Below are 17,090 nucleotides of genomic sequence, written 5' to 3'. Positions count from 1 at the left end.
CGGAAACCCCATCGCCACTAACAAAGATTGGTATAAGATATTTACCAATGCGTAAACATTATTGTCAGCGGTCTGGCGCAGATTTCGGCCCTGCCGACACTGATGGATGGAATGGGAGAGGCAATTGGCCGCATGGGCCAGTGCATGATCACGAATGCCCGTGATCGCGCAGAAAGCCGCGCCCGAATGTTGCCCGGGCGCGGCGATTTCAATTCGTTATCTTACCTTTTTTCCGGCTTTGGTTTCTTGGCTTCCTTATTGCCACGTTTGCTGCTGTTGTTGCCTCTGGCCATGGTCTGTCTTTTCGGAATGCAGCGGTCCGGTGCCGGTGTGGCGGGGCTTGGCTGTGATGGTCAACTGTGTGGCGGGGGAAAGCGGGCCGATCAGCTTTGCCGCGGTGTCGTTGATGGCCCACATGATCACAAAATGTCCGGGCCGAAGCTCATTCGTAACCTACTCACCCTTATTCACAAGGGTTCGATCAATTCAGGCCGTAAGGCGGGGGTGATGAATGCAAAAAAGGGTGCGCAAATAATGCGCACCCCCGTCAGACAAAAAGGGATCAGGTTTTACTGATTCCAGGACTTGATCAGCTCATCATAGCTGACGGTCATTGGCTCTTCGTCTTCGTTTTCAAGCGCGGGCTTGGGGGCGCCGGCCTGCTCCAACCAGAACTGATCGGATTCCTGATCGTTCAGCTTTGGACCCAGATCACCCTGAATGCCGGCCCGTTCCAGACGTGACATCACGTTTTCCATGTCGGCACACAACTGGTCCAGCGCGCCTTTGGCGTCTTTTGCGCCTGACATTGCATCGCCGATGTTTTGCCACCACAGCTGTGCCAGCTTTGGATAGTCGGGCACGTTCGTACCGGTCGGCGACCACTGTGTGCGGGCGGGCGAGCGATAGAATTCAACCAGACCACCCAGGTTTTTCGCCCGGTCCGTAAAGTGATCCGAATTGATGGTGGATTCGCGGATAAAGGTCAGGCCCACATCGGCCTTTTTCACATCCACGGTTTTCGATGTCACGAACTGCGCGTACAGCCAGGCGGCCTTGGCGCGGTCTTCGGGGGTGGATTTCATGATCGTCCATGATCCCACGTCCTGATAGCCCACTTTCATGCCGTCCTCCCAATACACGCCGTGGGGCGAGGGGGCGAGGCGCCATTTCGGTGTGCCGTCTTCGTTCATCACCGCATCCGACGCAACCAGAGGCGCGACAAAGGTGGTATACATGAACATCTGCTGCGCGATATTGCCCTGTGCAGGAACCGGCCCCGCCTCAGAGAATGTCATGCCGGCGGCCGAGGGGGGCGAATATTCCTGCAACCACTTGATCGCCTTGTTCACGGCATAAACCGCAGCAGGCGAATTGGTGGCACCACCCCGGTTCATACAGGCGCCAACGGGCTGTGAGTTTTCATTCACCCGAATGCCCCATTCATCGACTGGCAAACCGTTGGGTTCGCCCTTGTCGCCCATACCGGCCATCGACATCCAAGCGTCCGTATAACGCCAACCCAGGCTGGGGTCTTTCTTGCCGTAATCCATGTTGCCATAGACTTCCTGGCCATCGATGGTTTTGCCGGTAAAGAATTCGGCGATGTCTTCGTATGCGGACCAGTTGACCGGCACGCCCAGATCATAGCCGTATTTTTCCTTGAATTCGGCTTTGAATTCTTCGTTGTTGAACCAATCATACCGGAACCAATAAAGGTTCGCGAACTGCTGGCTTGGCAGTTGGTACAATTCGCCATCGGGTGATGTGGTGAATTGCAAACCGATAAAATCATCCAGATCAAGGGTCGGCGATGTCACATCGGCGCCGGCGTTCTGCATGAAATCGGTCAGGCTGCGCACCTGCTGATAGCGCCAGTGGGTGCCGATCAGATCGGAATCGTTGACATAGGCATCATAGATGTTTTCGCCCGACTGCATCTGGGTTTGCAGCTTTTCAACCACATCGCCTTCGCCGATCAGGTCGTGATTCACCTTGATCCCGGTGATCGCCGTAAAGGCGGGGGCAAGAACCTGGGATTCGTATTCGTGGGTGGTGATGGTTTCGGACACCACGTTGATTTCCATGCCCTCAAACGGCTTGGCGGCGTCGATATACCACTGCATTTCCGCTTCCTGATCGGCGCGCGACAGGGTTGTTACCTCGCCGATTTCCGCGTCAAGAAACGATTTCGCGGCCTCCATGTCGGCAAATGCCGGCCCGGCCACCAGACCCAGGGCAAGGCCCAGGGCAGTGGATGATTTCAGTAGAACGTTCATTTGGTTTCCTCCCATTTTTGAACGGTTCGATTTGGCCGATCCTGCGGCAACCACCGCCGGATCGGTATTCAGCCTGCCTAGACCCAGCGAAACACCGCCGCGGCAAAGGCAAGACAGACAAGCAGCGCCAGGTATTGTGGACCCAGCGCCAGACCCAGCCAGATCAGATTGATAAAGGCCGAGCCGAGGAGCGTGATAAACAGACGATCCCCGCGTGTGGTTTCGATTTGCAACACCCCTTTGCGGGGCGTTTCGGGAAATTTGACCGCCAGCACCGTAAAGGTGATCAGCAACAGCGCGATCACACCGAAGAACGCCGCCGTGGGCCATGTCCAGGCCATCCAGTCAAGCATGGGGGGATCCTTTCCAGATTTGGTTTGCGCGGTCCATCAGACCCGCCCCAGGGCAAAGCCCTTGGCAATGTAATTGCGCACGAAATAGATGACGAGCGCGCCAGGAACGATCGTCAGCATTCCGGCAGCGGCCAGAACACCCCAATCAACACCCGCCGCGCCCACGGTGCGGGTCATGGTGGCGGCGATGGGTTTTGCATCAACGCTGGTCAAGGTGCGCGACAACAGCAGTTCGACCCACGAAAACATGAAACAGAAGAACGCGGCGACGCCGATGCCGCTGGCGATCAGGGGGGTAAAGATCTTGATGAAAAAGCGCGGGAAGGAATAGCCATCGATATACGCCGTTTCATCGATTTCCTTTGGCACGCCGCGCATGAACCCCTCAAGGATCCAGACCGCCAAGGGCACGTTGAACAGACAATGGGCCAAAGCCACCGCGATATGCGTATCAAACAGCCCGATCGAGGAATACAGCTGAAAGAATGGCAAAGCGAACACGGCAGGCGGCGCCATCCGGTTGGTCAGCAGCCAAAAGAACAGATGCTTGTCACCCGTAAAGCTGTAGCGGCTGAACGCATAGGCGGCGGGCAGGGCAACGGCCAGCGATATCACCGTATTCATCACCACATAGATCAGCGAGTTGACATAGCCCATGTACCAGCTGGGATCGGTCAGGATTTTCTGGTAGTTCGCAAAGGTCAGGTTTTGTGGCCACAGCGAAAACGACCCCAGAATTTCGGTGTTGGTTTTCAGGCTCATGTTCAACAGCCAATAGATCGGCAGCATCAGGAACAGCAGGTAAATCGCCATCACCATCGCCGATCCCGAAGGGCGGAACCGGCGCGACGTGGTGCGCGGTTTTTCAATGGTCATGCTGGCCTGATCCGGGCCGACGGCGGGGGTTGCGGTATCGGCCATGCTATTTGCCCTCTCTTGCGTCAAGTGTGGTCATCACGGTGTAGAACACCCAGGAAATTGCCAGGATCACCAGGAAATACATCAGGCTGAATGCCGCCGCCGGACCCAGATCAAACTGCCCCAATGCCATTTTCACCAGATCAATCGACAGGAAGGTGGTGGCATTGCCCGGACCGCCGCCGGTGAGAACGAAAGGTTCGGTATAGATCATGAAACTGTCCATGAACCGCAGCAGGATCGCAATCATCAGCACGCCCGCCATTTTCGGCAGTTCGATATAACGGAACACGGCCCAACGGCTGGCCTGATCGATCTTGGCCGCCTGATAATAGGCATCGGGGATCGAGCGCAGACCGGCAAAGGCCAGCAATGCCACCAATGATGTCCAATGCCACACATCCATCACGATCACGGTGATCCAGGCATCCAGCGTGTTCTGGGTATAGTTATAATCGATGCCCAGCGCCTCAAGCGTATAGCCCAGCAGCCCGATATCGACGCGGCCAAAGATCTGCCAGATCGTGCCAACCACGTTCCAGGGGATCAACAGCGGCAGCGCCATCGTGACCAGACAGAACGACGACCAAAAACCGCTTTTGGGCATGTGAAGCGCAACATAAATGCCCAACGGCACCTCAATCGCCAGAATGATCGCCGAGAACATCAATTGGCGGCCCAGCGCGCTCCACATCCGTTCAGAGCCCAGCATCTCCTTGAACCAATCCAGCCCGGCCCAAAAGAACACGTTTTGCCCAAAGGTGTCTTGCACCGAATAATTCACCACGGTCATCAATGGGATTACGGCGGAAAATGCCACCAGCACCAACACCGGTAAAACCAGAAACCAGGCCTTTTGGTTGACGGTCTTGTTCATGCTGCGTCCTCCCCTGTGGCCGCGACGCGCCAGTCGTCGGCATAAACGTTGATCCCCTCGGGGGCGAAACTGATCCGGTCGGTCCCTGCGGGAATTTCGTCGCCTTCGCCGGCGATGGCGCTGATTTCGGTGCCGTTCACGCTTAGGCGCACGATCTTGTGGCGGCCCACGTCTTCCACCCGGTCAATCCGCGCCGGTATGCCGCTGCCGCCTGCGTGCAGGCGGATGAATTCGGGCCGCACACCGATCTGGGTGCGTCCGCTGGCGGCATAGGATTTGCCCAGATCCACCGTCGCATCGCCAATCCGGGCCTGTGTGCCGTTCAACGTCGCATCAAACAGGTTCATGCCCGGTGAGCCGATGAAATAGCCCACAAACGTATGGGCCGGACGTTCAAACAAATCCTGCGGCGTGCCAATCTGCACCACCCGGCCGCCGTGCATCACCACAACCTTGTCGGCAAAGGTCAACGCTTCGGTCTGGTCATGGGTGACATAGATCATCGTGTGGCCGAAATCCTGATGCAGCTTTTTCAACTGCGTGCGCAATTCCCATTTCATATGCGGGTCGATCACGGTCAGGGGTTCGTCAAACAACAGCGCGTTCACATCTTCGCGCACCATGCCCCGGCCCAGGCTGATCTTTTGCTTGGCATCTGCGGTCAGGCCGCGCGCCTTGCGGTCCAGTTCGTTGTCCATGCCGATCATCGCGCTGACCTTTTGCACCCGCCGGGCAATTTCGGCCGTCTCCAACTTGCGGTTTTTCAACGGAAACGCGAGATTTTCGCGCACCGTCATCGTGTCGTAAACCACGGGAAACTGAAACACCTGCGCGATGTTGCGATCGGCCGTCGGCGCGGTTGTCATATCGACCCCGTCAAACAAAACCCGCCCTTGCGATGGAATCAGAAGGCCGGAAATGATGTTGAGCAGGGTGGATTTGCCACAGCCCGAGGCGCCCAACAGCGCATAAGCCTCGCCATCGGTCCAATCGTGATTCAGCTCTTTCAGGGCAAAATCATCTTCGGTGGTGGGATTGGGCAAATAGGAATGCGCCAGGTTATCCAGGGTAATCCGCGCCATTACGCCGCCTCCGCATATGCCGCCGAAGCGACAAGCGCGCCATCCTCGGCAAAAAGATAAATTCGTGACGGATCAAGATACACCGGCAGATCCTGCCCCGGTTTCAGATCGCGCAATCCGTGGATAAGCCCGACCCAACGTTCGGTGCCATGATCAAGATGCACAAAGGTTTCCGATCCGGTGATTTCGGTCACGTTCAATGTGGTGTCGAACCGGATCGCGCCATCGGACGGGTCCAACTTTAAATGGTTGGGGCGGAATCCGGCCAGATATCTGCCATCGGGCAGGTGGCGGCCAAGGGCGGCAGCGGAAAAATCATCCTTGCCATGGCGCATGGTTTCGCCTCGTTTTTCCACATTGAGAAAATTCATCGGCGGGTCGGAAAACACCCGCGCCGTGGTGGCATCGGCGGGTTTGCGATAAACCTCGGATGTGGGGCCAAACTGGGTCACGCGGCCCTCCCACAGGGTGGCGCAATTGCCGCCCAGCAAAAGCGCCTCTTCCGGTTCGGTGGTGGCGTAAACGAAAATCGAACCGGATTTTTCGAATATTTTCGGAATTTCGGCGCGCAATTCTTCGCGCAGCTTGTAATCGAGATTGGCCAACGGTTCATCAAGCAACACCAGACCGGCGTTTTTCACCAGCGCCCGGGCCAGCGCGCAGCGCTGTTGCTGCCCGCCCGACAGTTCCAAAGGCTTGCGTTGCAGCATCGGCGTCAGGCGCATCAGTTCGGCGGTTTCTTTCACCCGACGAGCAATTTCGGCCCGGTCAATGCCAAGCAGTTTCATCGGCGAGGCGATATTGTCATACACCGTCATCGAGGGGTAATTGATGAATTGCTGATACACCATGGCGATTTTGCGGTCTTGCACCCGCTGCCCGGTCACATCTTCGCCGTTCCAGATGATCCGCCCGGTGGTGGGGGTATCCAGCCCCGCCATCAGCCGCATCAGCGATGTCTTGCCCGACAGGGTTGGCCCAAGCAAAACGTTCATCGTGCCCTTTTCAAGGGTAAGTGACGTGTCGTGGATATGGGTGCGCCCCCCCACCACATGTGTCAAACCTTGCAATTCCAGTGTCATACCTTGCCCCTTATTCCGCCGCTTGCGCGCGCTGTGCGCGGCGTTGCGCCATGTATCCATCCAGCGCCGTTGCCTGATCCTGCGTCAACCGCAAGCCCAGTTTGCCACGTCGCCACAGCACATCTTCGGCGGTGCGCGCATATTCGCGATCCATCAACCATATCACCTCGGCCTCGGTCAGGTTTGCGCCAAAATCACGCCCCATGGCCGCTTTGCTGTCTGCACCCGCCAGGATTTCGCGCGCCTCGGTGCCATAGGCCCGGATCATGCGCCGCGCCCAGGTTTCGTCAACAAAAGAGTGGGCGGCGCGCAAATCAGCGATCAGGGCGGGCACGCCATCAACCGGAAAATCGCCCCCCGGCAATGCAACGCCCGCCGTCCATGGCCCGCGCAACCCCTTGAATTCCTCACCGATCAGCGACAGCGCGCTTTCGGCCAAGCGGCGGTGGGTGGTGATTTTACCGCCAAAAATATTCAGCACCGGCGCGCCAAGGCTGCGGTCGATTTTCAGCGTGTAATCCCGCGTGGCCGCCGTGGCCGAGGATGCCCCGTCTTCGTGCAGGGGCCGCACGCCCGAATAGGTCCAGACGATATCATCAACCGAAATCGGCTGTTTAAGATAGCCGTTGACGAAATTCACCAGATATTGCTGTTCTTCGGGGGTGCAGACCGGGGCGATATCGGGGTTTTCATGGTCCAGATCGGTGGTGCCAATCAGGGTGAAATCGGTTTCATATGGAATCGCGAACACGATCCGCCCATCGCCGCCCTGAAAGAAATAACATTTGTCATGGTCAAACAGCCGCCGGGTGACGATGTGACTGCCCCGCACAAGGCGCACACCATCGGTGCTGTTGGAACGCACGACGCTGCCAAGAACATGTGCCACCCATGGGCCCGCCGCATTCACAACCATGCGGGCGCGCACGGTGCGATCTGCACCTGTTTCGGTGTCTCTCATGGTGACACACCAACCGCCGTCCTGTTCTTTGGCCGAAACAACGCGGTTGCGGGTGAAAATACGTGTGCCGCGGGCTTCGGCGTCGCGTGCGGTCAAAACCACGAGACGTGAATCTTCGATCCAACAGTCGGAATATTCATAGGCCCGGCGCAACTCAGCACGCAGGGGCGCGCCTTCGGGGGCATGGGTCAGATCAACATTCGAGGTTGCGGGCAAAATCTGCCGCCCGCCCATGATATCGTATAAAAACAGCCCCAGACGGATCAGCCAGGCGGGCCGACGGCCCCGCATCCACGGCATCACAATGTTCATCAGACGGCTGGTCGGGGTATCACTGTCAAACCGCATTCCGGGGTGCAACGGCAGAACGAACCGCATTGGCCAGGAAATATGCGGCATGGCGCGCAACAGTGTCTCGCGCTCAATCAGGCTTTCGCGTACCAGCCGAAATTCGAAATATTCCAGATACCGCAACCCACCGTGAAACAGCTTGGTTGATGCCGAAGAAGTGGCCGAGGCCAGGTCCGACATTTCCGCCAGAACAACAGACAAACCGCGCCCCGATGCGTCACGTGCGATGGCACAGCCATTCACGCCGCCGCCGATCACCAGTAAATCGCAGGTGTCTTCTCCCTCAGTCACGCAGACCCTCCCAAGTCTTCGGTTTATGTTTGTATCTAAGCAAAGCGGGCAAAAAAGAACAATATATATTTTCGGTTTTATTCGTATTTGTGCCTAAGGATTGAATTTGTTGGGTTTTCAAGCGGTCGCAAGCGCAGGATTTGGCAAAATCGGCGGAAAAGTCTTCGAATCCTGGCGCCGCCTTGTCAGAAAGCGAAAATAATAGCACAGTGGCGAACGTGGGCGCGCAGACCCACGCAACTCATGGACCATGGTATGTCGCAGGCGATTCGATACCCCGAAATCCTTGATATTGCGCGCCGCGACGGCAAAGTGACGGTTGAGGGCCTGTCGTCACATTTCGGCGTGACACAGCAGACGATCCGCCGCGATCTGTCGGATCTTGCCGAAGCGGGGCGCCTTGAGCGGGTGCATGGCGGCGCGGTTCTGCCATCGGGAACGAACAATATCGCCTATGATGAGCGGCGCAGTTTGAATTCCGATGCAAAGGCCGCGATGGCGCGCGCCTGTGCCGCCTGTATCCCCGAGGATTGCGCCGTGTTTCTGAACATCGGCACCAGCACCGAGGCGGTGGCGAACGCGCTGATCCATCACCGCAACCTGTTGGTGGTGACCAATAACATGAATGTCGCCAATATTCTGGCGAGCAATCCAAATTGCAATGTGATCGTCACCGGCGGATCATTGCGCCAATCTGATGGCGGTTTGACCGGCGATATCACCACGGCCACGATCCGCCAGTTCAAATTCGATATCGGCGTGATCGGCTGTTCAGCGATGGATGTTGATGGTGATATCCTTGATTTCGACGTGCAGGAGGTGGGGGTAAGTCAGGCCATTCTGACCCGCTCACGGCGCAAGATTCTCGTGGCGGATCATTCGAAATTCAAACGCAACGCCCCCGCCCGCATCGCCACGCTGAAAGAGATCGACACCTTTGTCACCGATCGCCCGCTTGATGCCACGCTGGCGGCGCGCTGTCGCGATTGGAACACGCGGGTCATCATCGGCGACTGACCCCAAAACCGCACGCGCATCCTGCCAAGGCTTGACGCCGCGCCCTGTCTCGCCCAGCGTCGCGCCATGACATTTGCCGCCCGCATCACCCGCACGCCGCGCCCGTTCAATCGGGACCGCGCCGATGAAACCCTGGCACCGCTCCGCGATCTGCCGCCCGAATTGCACGCGCTGCTGCATGGCACCGCCGGGTGCAGCCCGTATTTGCGCGGCCTGATCACCCGCGAGGCCGAGTGGCTGCGCGCCGCACTGTCGGTTGATCCGGAAACCGCCTTTGACGATCTGCTTGATTGGGTGCGCGCCTTGGCCGATGGCGATTTGAAAACCGGCCTGCGTCAGGGCAAACGCCGCGCGGCGCTGTTGATTGCCCTTGCGGATCTGGGCGGTGTCTGGCCCCTGGATGATGTTACAGATGCCTTGTCGCGCTTTGCCGATCTGGCCACTGACCGCGCCCTGCGCGCCTGTATCGGCGCGCAACATGCGCGTGGCAAACTGCCCGGTGTGACCGACACCGATCTTGCGGTGGCGGGGGGGCTGTGTGCCCTGGCCATGGGCAAGATGGGCGCACACGAGTTGAATTATTCCTCGGATATCGATCTGATCTGCCTGATTGATGACTCGCGCTTTGACCCCCACACATTCATGGAGGCCCGCCCCGGTTTCGTGCGCGCCACCCGGGCGATGGCCACGTTGCTGTCGGATGTCACCGGCGATGGCTATGTGTTTCGCACCGATCTGCGGTTGCGCCCCGATCCGTCGGTCACGCCTGTCGCACTTAGCATGGAGGCGGCCGAGCGGTATTACGAAAGCCTGGGCCGCACATGGGAAAGGGCCGCCCATATCAAGGCGCGCCCCTGTGCCGGCGATGTGGCGGCGGGCGCAAGGTATCTGGAACATCTGCGCCCTTTCATCTGGCGGCGGCATCTTGATTTTGCGGCGATTCAGGATGCCCACGACATGCGCCTGCGCATCCGCGATCACAAAGGATTGGGCGGGGCGATCATTCTGGAAGGGCACGATATGAAACTGGGCCGCGGTGGCATCCGCGAGATCGAGTTTTTTACCCAGACCCGGCAAATCATCGCGGGCGGGCGCGATCCGTCGCTCAGGGTGCGGGGCACGCTGGAGGGGTTGAACCGGCTGGTCGCGGCAGGCTGGGTCGATCAGGACGTGGCCGATACATTGGGCGATGATTACCGCGCCCACCGCGAGGTTGAGCACCGCCTGCAAATGATCGCCGATCAGCAAACCCACGAACTGCCCCAGACCGATGACGGGTTTGCGCGCCTTGCGGCGATGATGGATCGCGACGTGTCTGATCTGCGCGCCGATCTGACCGAACGGTTGGACCGGGTACACGAAATATCGGAACGGTTCTTTGCGCCAAACCCCTGCGATACGGCCGATACACCCGATCTCAGCCTTGATCAGCAAGATATCGTGAAACGCTGGCGCAGCTATCCCGCCCTACGCTCGGCCCGCGCGCAAGAGATTTTTGGCCGCTTGCGCCCCGATCTGTTGCGCCGATTGGCCAAAAGTGCGGCCCCCGATCAGGCGCTGTTGCATTTTGACGGGTTTTTGAAGGGCCTGCCAGCGGGCGTGCAATTGTTCGCCCTGTTCGAAGCAAATCCGCAGCTGATTGATCTGGTGGTGGATATCGTCGCCACATCGCCGGATCTGGCCGCTTATCTGGCCCGCAACGCCCAGGTTCTGGATAGTGTGCTGGGGGGCGGATTTTTCGAACCCTGGCCCGATCAGGACGGGTTAGAGGCGGATATCACCGCGCAATTGGCCGGAATAACCGATTATGAATCGATTCTTGACCGGCTGCGCGCCTGGGCCAAGGAATGGCGGTTTCGTATCGGGGTGCATCACCTGCGCAATCTGATCACGGCAGAGGAGGCTGGCACGCAATATGCCGATCTGGCGGGCGCGGTGGTATCGGTGATCTGGCCCCGGGTCGTGGCGCAATTTGCCGTCAAACACGGGGCCCCGCCGGGGCGGGGCGCAATGGTGCTGGGCATGGGCAGTCTGGGCGCGCGGCGCTTGAACAGCGGGTCTGACCTGGATCTGATCATGATTTATGATGCCGACGGCGCCGAAGAATCGGACGGGCCGCGCCCCTTGGGCACGCGCCCCTATTTTGCCCGGCTGACACAGGCCCTGGTCACCGCGCTGTCGGCCCCCATGGCCGAGGGGCGGTTGTATGAGGTGGATATGCGCCTGCGCCCGTCGGGCCGTCAGGGGCCTGTGGCCACGTCTTTGCGCGCGTTTCAGGCGTATCAACGCACCGAAGCCTGGACATGGGAGCATCTGGCCCTGACCCGCGCCCGGCCCATTGCCGGGGATGACAGCCTGTGCGCCGATGTCGAAAGTCTGCGCCGGGAGATCCTTGACCGGGCCCATGATCGCGCTGCGGTCTGCGCCGATGTGGCCGATATGCGTGCCCGCCTTGCCGCTGCGCGCAGCCCAGATGGCCCGCTCGATGCCCGCGCCGGGCCGGGCCGTTTACAGGATATCGAATTGGTTGCGTCGTGCTGTGCGCTGTTGGCCGGTGCGCCGATGGCGGGGGTTGGTGCGCAGTTGCAGGCGGGGCAAACCGCAGGATTGTTGAGCGCGCAGCAGTGCGAAACGCTGACCCGGGCACAGGCGCAGCTTTGGGCGTTGCACGTTGCATCGCGGCTGTTGCTGCCCGGTGCGTTGGTGCCCGAAAGACTGGGCGCAGGGGGAATCGCGCTGGTGTTGCGCGACACCGGATGCGGCGATCTGGACGAATTGATCGCCCATCTGTCGCAAGTCACCGGCGAGGCGGCGAAATGCGTGGCGGATATGCTTGGCAATCGGGATGCCGCGCCCTAGATCAAAGCGTATAGAATAAAGGGGCAGGCCAATGGACAGCACCGATATCGACCGCAAGGGTTTAATCCGCGAAAGTTATCAGATTGAGGGTATTGGCCCGGAAGAATGCCGGTCGATATTTCTGGATTGGGCGCTGTCGCTGCCCGATGGCGCCGATATGCGGGCGGTTATCACCCGGATGTTGGCGCAATACGAACACGCCAACCCCGATCACCCGATGACTGCCGTGTTGCGCGACGGGTTGATCGCCGCGCCAAAACCAACGCGGCGGGGCGGTTGGCGCGGCGCGCGACGCTTATCCAGCTAAGGCGGCCGCCTCGCGCGCCAATGCCTCGATCCCGTCCCAATCTTTTGCGGCCAACAGATCTTTGGGCGCGACCCAACTGCCACCGACACAAATGGTGTTGGACAGGGCAAGGTAATCGCGCGCGTTTTTCAGGCTGACACCGCCGGTCGGGCAGAATTTTACCTGTGGAATCGGCGCGCCGATGGCTTTGAGCGCGGGAACCCCGCCATTCGCCTCGGCGGGAAAGAATTTTTGAGTGGTATAGCCGCGTTCCAACAATGCCATTGCCTCGGATGCGGTGGCAGCACCGGGCAACAGCGGCAGGCCGGCCTCTTCGCAGGCGTCCAGCAGACGATCGGTCGCGCCGGGCGACACCCCGAATGTTGCCCCCGCATCAACGGCCGCCTGAACATCACCCGGGGTCAGCAAGGTGCCCGCACCCACAACGCCGCCGCCAACCCGCGCCATTTCGGCAATGGCCTCAAGTGCGGCGGGCGTGCGCAAGGTGACCTCGAGCGCGGGCAGACCGCCCTTGACCAGCGCGGTGGCCAGATCGAAGGCAAGGGCGGCATCATCAATCACCAAAACCGGCACGACCGGGGCCATGCGGCAGATTTCAGCAGCTTTTTGCGAGGCGGTTTCTGGGGTCATTCTTTTGATCCTGAACGTTTGAAAGAAACGAGGGGGCAGGAGCCTCCGGCGGGGATATTTTTAGCAAGAAAAAACACAGGCGTCAGATAGGGAAAGGGGCCGCCTGTCGTTTCAGTAGGGCACAGGATTGATGTGTTATACAACCACCCCTGCGCCATCACTGGCCAGGCCGACATTCTGGCGGAACACTTCGAATAATTCGCGCCCCACCCCGTGGCCATTGGCCGACAGATCGGCGGTGACCGGTTCGCGCGTGCTTAGATCGACGCCGATCACATCGAGGGTGCCCGCCGTGGCATCGACGCGCACGACATCGCCATCGCGCAAACGTGCCAGTGGGCCGCCCAAGGCCGCCTCGGGGGAAACATGGATGGCCGACGGCACCTTGCCCGATGCGCCCGACATCCGGCCATCGGTGACCAGTGCGACCCTGAGCCCGCGATCCTGCAGCACGGCAAGGGTGGGGGTGAGGGAGTGAAGTTCCGGCATCCCATTGGCGCGCGGCCCCTGAAACCGCACCACGATCACCGTGTCCTGGGTGAATTCACCCCGTTGAAACGCCGGTTTCACATCGCGCTGATCGTCAAAAATGCGGCACGGTGCCTCAATGATGTGGCGTTCGGGCGCGACGGCAGACACTTTCATCACGCCGCGGCCCAGATTGCCGTTCAGATCCTTGGTCCCGCCGGTTGATTTGAACGGATCGCGGGCCGGGCGCAGGATCTTGTCGTTCAGGGTTTCTTTTGTGCCCGGTTCCCACGTCAGCACGCCGTCTTTCAACTTTGGCTCTTGCGAATATAGTGACAGCCCGTCGCCGGCCACGGTTTTAGTATCGGGATGCAACAGACCCTGATCCAGCAAATCGCCGATGATATACCCCAGACCACCGGCCGCATGAAAATGGTTCACATCGGCCAAGCCATTTGGATAAACCTTGGCCATCAGCGGCACCGCCTCGGAGATTTCGGCGAAGTCGGACAGGTCAAGCAATACGCCCGCCGCGCGCGCCATGGCGGGCAGGTGGATGATCAGGTTGGTTGAGCCCCCCGTGGCCATCAGCCCGACGATGCCATTCACAATCGCCTTTTCATCCAGAATGTCGGACACGGGGCGATAATCATTGCCCAGGGCGGTGATTTCCAGTGCGCGTTTGGTGGCCGCCTCGGTCAAGGCTTCGCGCAGGGGGGTGTTTGGGTTGACAAAGCTGCTGCCGGGCAGGTGCAGACCCATGAATTCCATCAACATCTGATTGCTGTTGGCGGTGCCGTAAAACGTACAGGTGCCGGGGCCATGGTAACTGTCCATCTCCGCCTGCATCAACGCATCGCGCCCCACCTCGCCAGCGGCAAATTGTTGGCGCACCTTGGCCTTTTCATCGTTGGGCAGACCGCTGACCATCGGCCCGGCGGGGATGAACAGCGCCGGAATATACCCAAACGTCGCCGCCGCAATCACCAGCCCCGGCACGATTTTATCGCACACGCCCAGATAAACGGCGGCGTCGTAAGTGTTGTGAGACAGGGAAATTCCCGCCGCCAGGGCGATCACATCGCGCGAAAACAGCGACAGTTCCATGCCGGCCTGCCCCTGTGTGACGCCATCGCACATGGCCGGAACACCGCCCGAAACCTGGGCCGTGGCCCCGACCGAGCGGGCGGCGGCGCGGATTTTATCAGGATAGGTTTCAAATGGCTGATGCGCTGACAGCATATCGTTATAGGCGGTCACGATCCCCAGGTTTGGCGCGCGCTCGGCCACCAATGTGCCCTTGTCCGCGCCCATTGCGGCAAAGGCGTGGGCCTGATTGCCACAGGTCAGGTGGGCGCGGCGCGGACCGTCTTCTGCGGCCTGTGCCATACGGTCAAGATATGTGCCGCGCGCGGCCCGGCTGCGTTCGATAATACGGTCGGTGACTTTGGCAATAACAGGGCTAAGCGACATTGGATGACCTTTCGCTGCGATAATCTGTGTTTGGGGCCTTCTTACAGCAGGTTTAGCGCTAACAAAAGGGGGTAGCGCGATATTCGCGCAGTTGCGCGCCGTGCATGGCGGCCTTGCGCCTTTGGTGGTGGTGGCGCGTTGGGGCGAAGCCTAGATCACCAAGGAACCAACCAATAAGGCAGTAATCATGACACATCTCAAATCTCAGGACTTGCACATCGTCGAAGCACAGGCCCGCGCCCTGCGTGCCAAGGTGATCGGCGACGGATTTCAAACGCTCAGACTGTGGGTTGCGACCCGTTTCGCCGTCAAACCCGCACAGGTCGTGCAACAACAGGGCTAAGCCCTCTTTCCGGTGGCGATCAAACGGGGTAGGGCAGGGTATGACACAAGAATCCATTCTGCCCACCATCCGCCTTTTGCCCAAAACCGATGCGCGCCCGTTGCGCCGCGGCAGCCCTTGGGTGTTTGCCAATGAACTGGTCGTTGATCGACGCACCCGCAATCTGACGCCCGGCACGATTGCCCTGCTCGAAGATGGCGAGCGGCGCGCGCTGGGGCTTGTTGCGGTTAATCCGACATCAAAAATCATCGCCCGCATGTTGGATCGTGATCCCGGGGCGGTGATCGATACCGCATGGTTTGCCGCCCGCATCCGCACCGCGCTGGCGCTGCGCACGCGCCTGTTTGACACACCGTTTTACCGGCTGATCCACGCCGAGGCTGACGGGTTGCCCGGGATCGTGATCGACCGGTTTGGCGACACCGCGGTTATTCAGCCAAACGCCGCCTGGGCCGAACTGCACCTTGATGCGTTGATCGCCGCCTTGGTCGAAGTGACAGGCGTGACCGCTGTTGTGAAAAACGCCACAGGCCGGGCGCGCACACTGGAAGGGTTGGATGAGGAAACCGCCGTGGTCGCGGGCCAGATCGACGGGCCGGTCGCGGTGTCGATGAATGGCGCAACCTATATGGCCGATGTGCTGGGCGGGCAAAAGACCGGCCTATTTTTCGATCAACGGCCCAATCACGCCTTTGCCGCCCGACTTGCCGATGGGGCGCGGGTGCTGGATGTGTTTTCCCATGTCGGTGGCTTTGCGCTGGCCGCACTGGCGGCGGGTGCAACACAGGCGCTTGCGGTCGACGGCTCGGCCCCCGCATTGGAATTGGCCGAACAGGGCGCGGCGCAGGGTGGGATGAGCGACCGGTTCGCCACCCGCAAAGGCGATGCCTTTGAGGTAATGGCAGAGCTGGCGCAAGAGGGCGAACACTTCGATCTGGTGATCTGTGATCCGCCCGCCTTTGCCCCGAACAAACAGGCGTTGGAGGCGGGCGTGCGGGCCTATGAACGGGTCGCGCGGCTGGCGTCTGCTCTGGTGGCGCCGGGCGGGTATCTGGTGCTGTGTTCCTGTTCCCATGCCGCCGATCTGGCGCGGTTTCGCGGTGCGTGCAATTCGGGCATTGGCCGGGCGGGGCGCTCTGCGCAACTGATCCACACGGGCTTTGCCGGGGCGGATCATCCGCAATTGCCGCAACTGGCCGAAACCGGATATCTCAAGGCCCTGTTTTACCGACTGAACGGGTGAAAATCCTGCTGGATGCCTGCGTGCTGTTTCCCACAGTGCTGCGTGAAATCCTGCTGGGCGTGGCGGCAAAAGGGCTGTTTGAGCCGCTTTGGTCGCCCCGCATCCTTGAGGAATGGGCCCGCGCCACGATCAAACTCGGCCCCGGTGCCGAAGACGTGGCGCGCGGTGAAATCGCACTACTCAGCGCCAATTGGCCCAAGGCCAGCGTACAGCCGCGCGAAAAAGATCTGGCGCGCCTGCATCTGCCCGATGAAAATGACGTGCATGTACTGGCCGCCGCCATCGCAGGCCACGCCGACCTGATCGTGACGTTCAACGCCAAGGATTTTCCGCGCCACACCCTGACCGAAGAAGGGTTAAGCCGCCAAGACCCCGATCAAGTGTTACGCGCCCTGTTTGCGGAAAACCCCGACGCCGTGCGCGAGGTGATCAACAGCGTGCACGAAAAGGCACAAACCCTGTCAGGGGAAACACTGCCCCTGCGCCCGCTTTTGAAACGCGCGCGCCTGCCGCGACTGGCAAAACTTCTGTAAATTTCCGTTTCTAAAAATATCCC

The 17,090-nt window shown here is 59.9% G+C and carries 16 protein-coding genes; 7 read left to right on the top strand and 9 right to left on the bottom strand.

The window, feature by feature from the left end; all coding sequences use genetic code 11:
* Positions 1-144 precede the first annotated feature (144 nt).
* Positions 145-576 carry a hypothetical protein gene (locus C8265_RS01630; RefSeq protein ID WP_108482216.1) on the top strand — a complete coding sequence of 144 codons (432 nt, stop codon included), beginning with the start codon at positions 145-147 and terminating at the stop codon, positions 574-576.
* On the opposite strand, the gene C8265_RS01625 is transcribed toward C8265_RS01630, so the two are convergent.
* The 7 genes from C8265_RS01625 to glpD all read right to left on the bottom strand — a co-directional run bounded on the left by C8265_RS01625 (position 570) and on the right by glpD (position 8,194).
* Entirely contained in the window at positions 570-2,279 is a 1,710-nt protein-coding gene (locus C8265_RS01625; protein WP_206050226.1) for an ABC transporter substrate-binding protein, read from the bottom strand. The genes C8265_RS01630 and C8265_RS01625 overlap by 7 nt on opposite strands.
* A gap of 77 nt (positions 2,280-2,356) precedes the next feature.
* The gene (locus C8265_RS01620; RefSeq protein WP_108482215.1) at positions 2,357-2,632 is read right to left on the bottom strand and encodes a DUF2160 domain-containing protein; all 276 of its coding nucleotides are present in this window, start codon (positions 2,630-2,632) and stop codon (positions 2,357-2,359) included.
* A 36-nt stretch (positions 2,633-2,668) separates the two neighbouring features.
* Entirely contained in the window at positions 2,669-3,508 is an 840-nt protein-coding gene (locus C8265_RS01615) for a carbohydrate ABC transporter permease (RefSeq protein ID WP_108482505.1), read from the bottom strand.
* 46 nt (positions 3,509-3,554) lie between these two features.
* Positions 3,555-4,427, bottom strand: a complete 873-nt coding sequence (locus C8265_RS01610) for a carbohydrate ABC transporter permease (protein WP_108482214.1) — start codon at positions 4,425-4,427, stop codon at positions 3,555-3,557.
* The gene (locus C8265_RS01605; RefSeq protein WP_108482213.1) at positions 4,424-5,509 is read right to left on the bottom strand and encodes an ABC transporter ATP-binding protein; all 1,086 of its coding nucleotides are present in this window, start codon (positions 5,507-5,509) and stop codon (positions 4,424-4,426) included. Before C8265_RS01605 ends, C8265_RS01610 begins: the two co-directional genes overlap by 4 nt.
* Positions 5,509-6,591 carry an ABC transporter ATP-binding protein gene (locus C8265_RS01600; protein WP_108482504.1) on the bottom strand — a complete coding sequence of 361 codons (1,083 nt, stop codon included), beginning with the start codon at positions 6,589-6,591 and terminating at the stop codon, positions 5,509-5,511. The genes C8265_RS01605 and C8265_RS01600 overlap by 1 nt, the downstream gene beginning before the upstream one ends.
* A gap of 10 nt (positions 6,592-6,601) precedes the next feature.
* Positions 6,602-8,194 (bottom strand): glycerol-3-phosphate dehydrogenase, encoded by a 1,593-nt coding sequence (gene glpD, locus C8265_RS01595; protein ID WP_108482212.1) that lies wholly within the window; start codon positions 8,192-8,194, stop codon positions 6,602-6,604.
* Between the two features lie 255 nt (positions 8,195-8,449).
* On the opposite strand from glpD, the gene C8265_RS01590 reads away from it, so the two are divergent.
* The 3 genes from C8265_RS01590 to C8265_RS01580 all read left to right on the top strand — a co-directional run bounded on the left by C8265_RS01590 (position 8,450) and on the right by C8265_RS01580 (position 12,377).
* Complete coding sequence (locus C8265_RS01590) at positions 8,450-9,211, top strand: DeoR/GlpR family DNA-binding transcription regulator (protein WP_108482211.1); 762 nt, start codon at positions 8,450-8,452, stop codon at positions 9,209-9,211.
* Positions 9,212-9,277: 66 nt separating this feature from the next.
* On the top strand, positions 9,278-12,070 hold the full coding sequence (gene glnE, locus C8265_RS01585) for a bifunctional [glutamate--ammonia ligase]-adenylyl-L-tyrosine phosphorylase/[glutamate--ammonia-ligase] adenylyltransferase (RefSeq protein ID WP_108482210.1): 2,793 nt from the start codon (positions 9,278-9,280) through the stop codon (positions 12,068-12,070).
* 31 nt (positions 12,071-12,101) lie between these two features.
* Positions 12,102-12,377: a hypothetical protein gene (locus C8265_RS01580; protein ID WP_108482209.1), complete on the top strand. Its 276-nt coding sequence runs from the start codon at positions 12,102-12,104 to the stop codon at positions 12,375-12,377.
* Here the strand turns inward: C8265_RS01580 and eda are convergent.
* Entirely contained in the window at positions 12,366-13,007 is a 642-nt protein-coding gene (gene eda, locus C8265_RS01575) for a bifunctional 4-hydroxy-2-oxoglutarate aldolase/2-dehydro-3-deoxy-phosphogluconate aldolase (RefSeq protein ID WP_108482208.1), read from the bottom strand. The two genes, C8265_RS01580 and eda, sit on opposite strands and share 12 nt — an antisense overlap.
* A 135-nt stretch (positions 13,008-13,142) precedes the next feature.
* Complete coding sequence (edd, locus tag C8265_RS01570; RefSeq protein WP_108482207.1) at positions 13,143-14,948, bottom strand: phosphogluconate dehydratase; 1,806 nt, start codon at positions 14,946-14,948, stop codon at positions 13,143-13,145.
* A gap of 187 nt (positions 14,949-15,135) precedes the next feature.
* Here edd and C8265_RS19365 point away from each other — a divergent pair, with 187 nt between their 5' ends.
* Genes C8265_RS19365 through C8265_RS01560 form a run of 3 tightly spaced genes read left to right on the top strand, consistent with a single transcriptional unit; the run spans position 15,136 to position 17,067 of the window.
* Entirely contained in the window at positions 15,136-15,291 is a 156-nt protein-coding gene (locus C8265_RS19365; RefSeq protein WP_164512232.1) for an RSP_7527 family protein, read from the top strand.
* 40 nt (positions 15,292-15,331) lie between these two features.
* Positions 15,332-16,534, top strand: a complete 1,203-nt coding sequence (locus tag C8265_RS01565) for an RSP_2647 family RNA methyltransferase (RefSeq protein ID WP_108482206.1) — start codon at positions 15,332-15,334, stop codon at positions 16,532-16,534.
* The gene (locus C8265_RS01560; RefSeq protein ID WP_108482205.1) at positions 16,531-17,067 is read left to right on the top strand and encodes an RSP_2648 family PIN domain-containing protein; all 537 of its coding nucleotides are present in this window, start codon (positions 16,531-16,533) and stop codon (positions 17,065-17,067) included. The genes C8265_RS01565 and C8265_RS01560 overlap by 4 nt, the downstream gene beginning before the upstream one ends.
* The last annotated feature ends 23 nt before the right edge of the window (positions 17,068-17,090 follow it).

Origin of the sequence: Oceaniglobus ichthyenteri, from assembly GCF_003057885.1 — a bacterium.
Lineage (GTDB): Bacteria > Pseudomonadota > Alphaproteobacteria > Rhodobacterales > Rhodobacteraceae > Oceaniglobus > Oceaniglobus ichthyenteri.
Note: the sequence above shows the minus strand (reverse complement) of the source record. Positions and strands in the feature narration are given on the sequence as shown.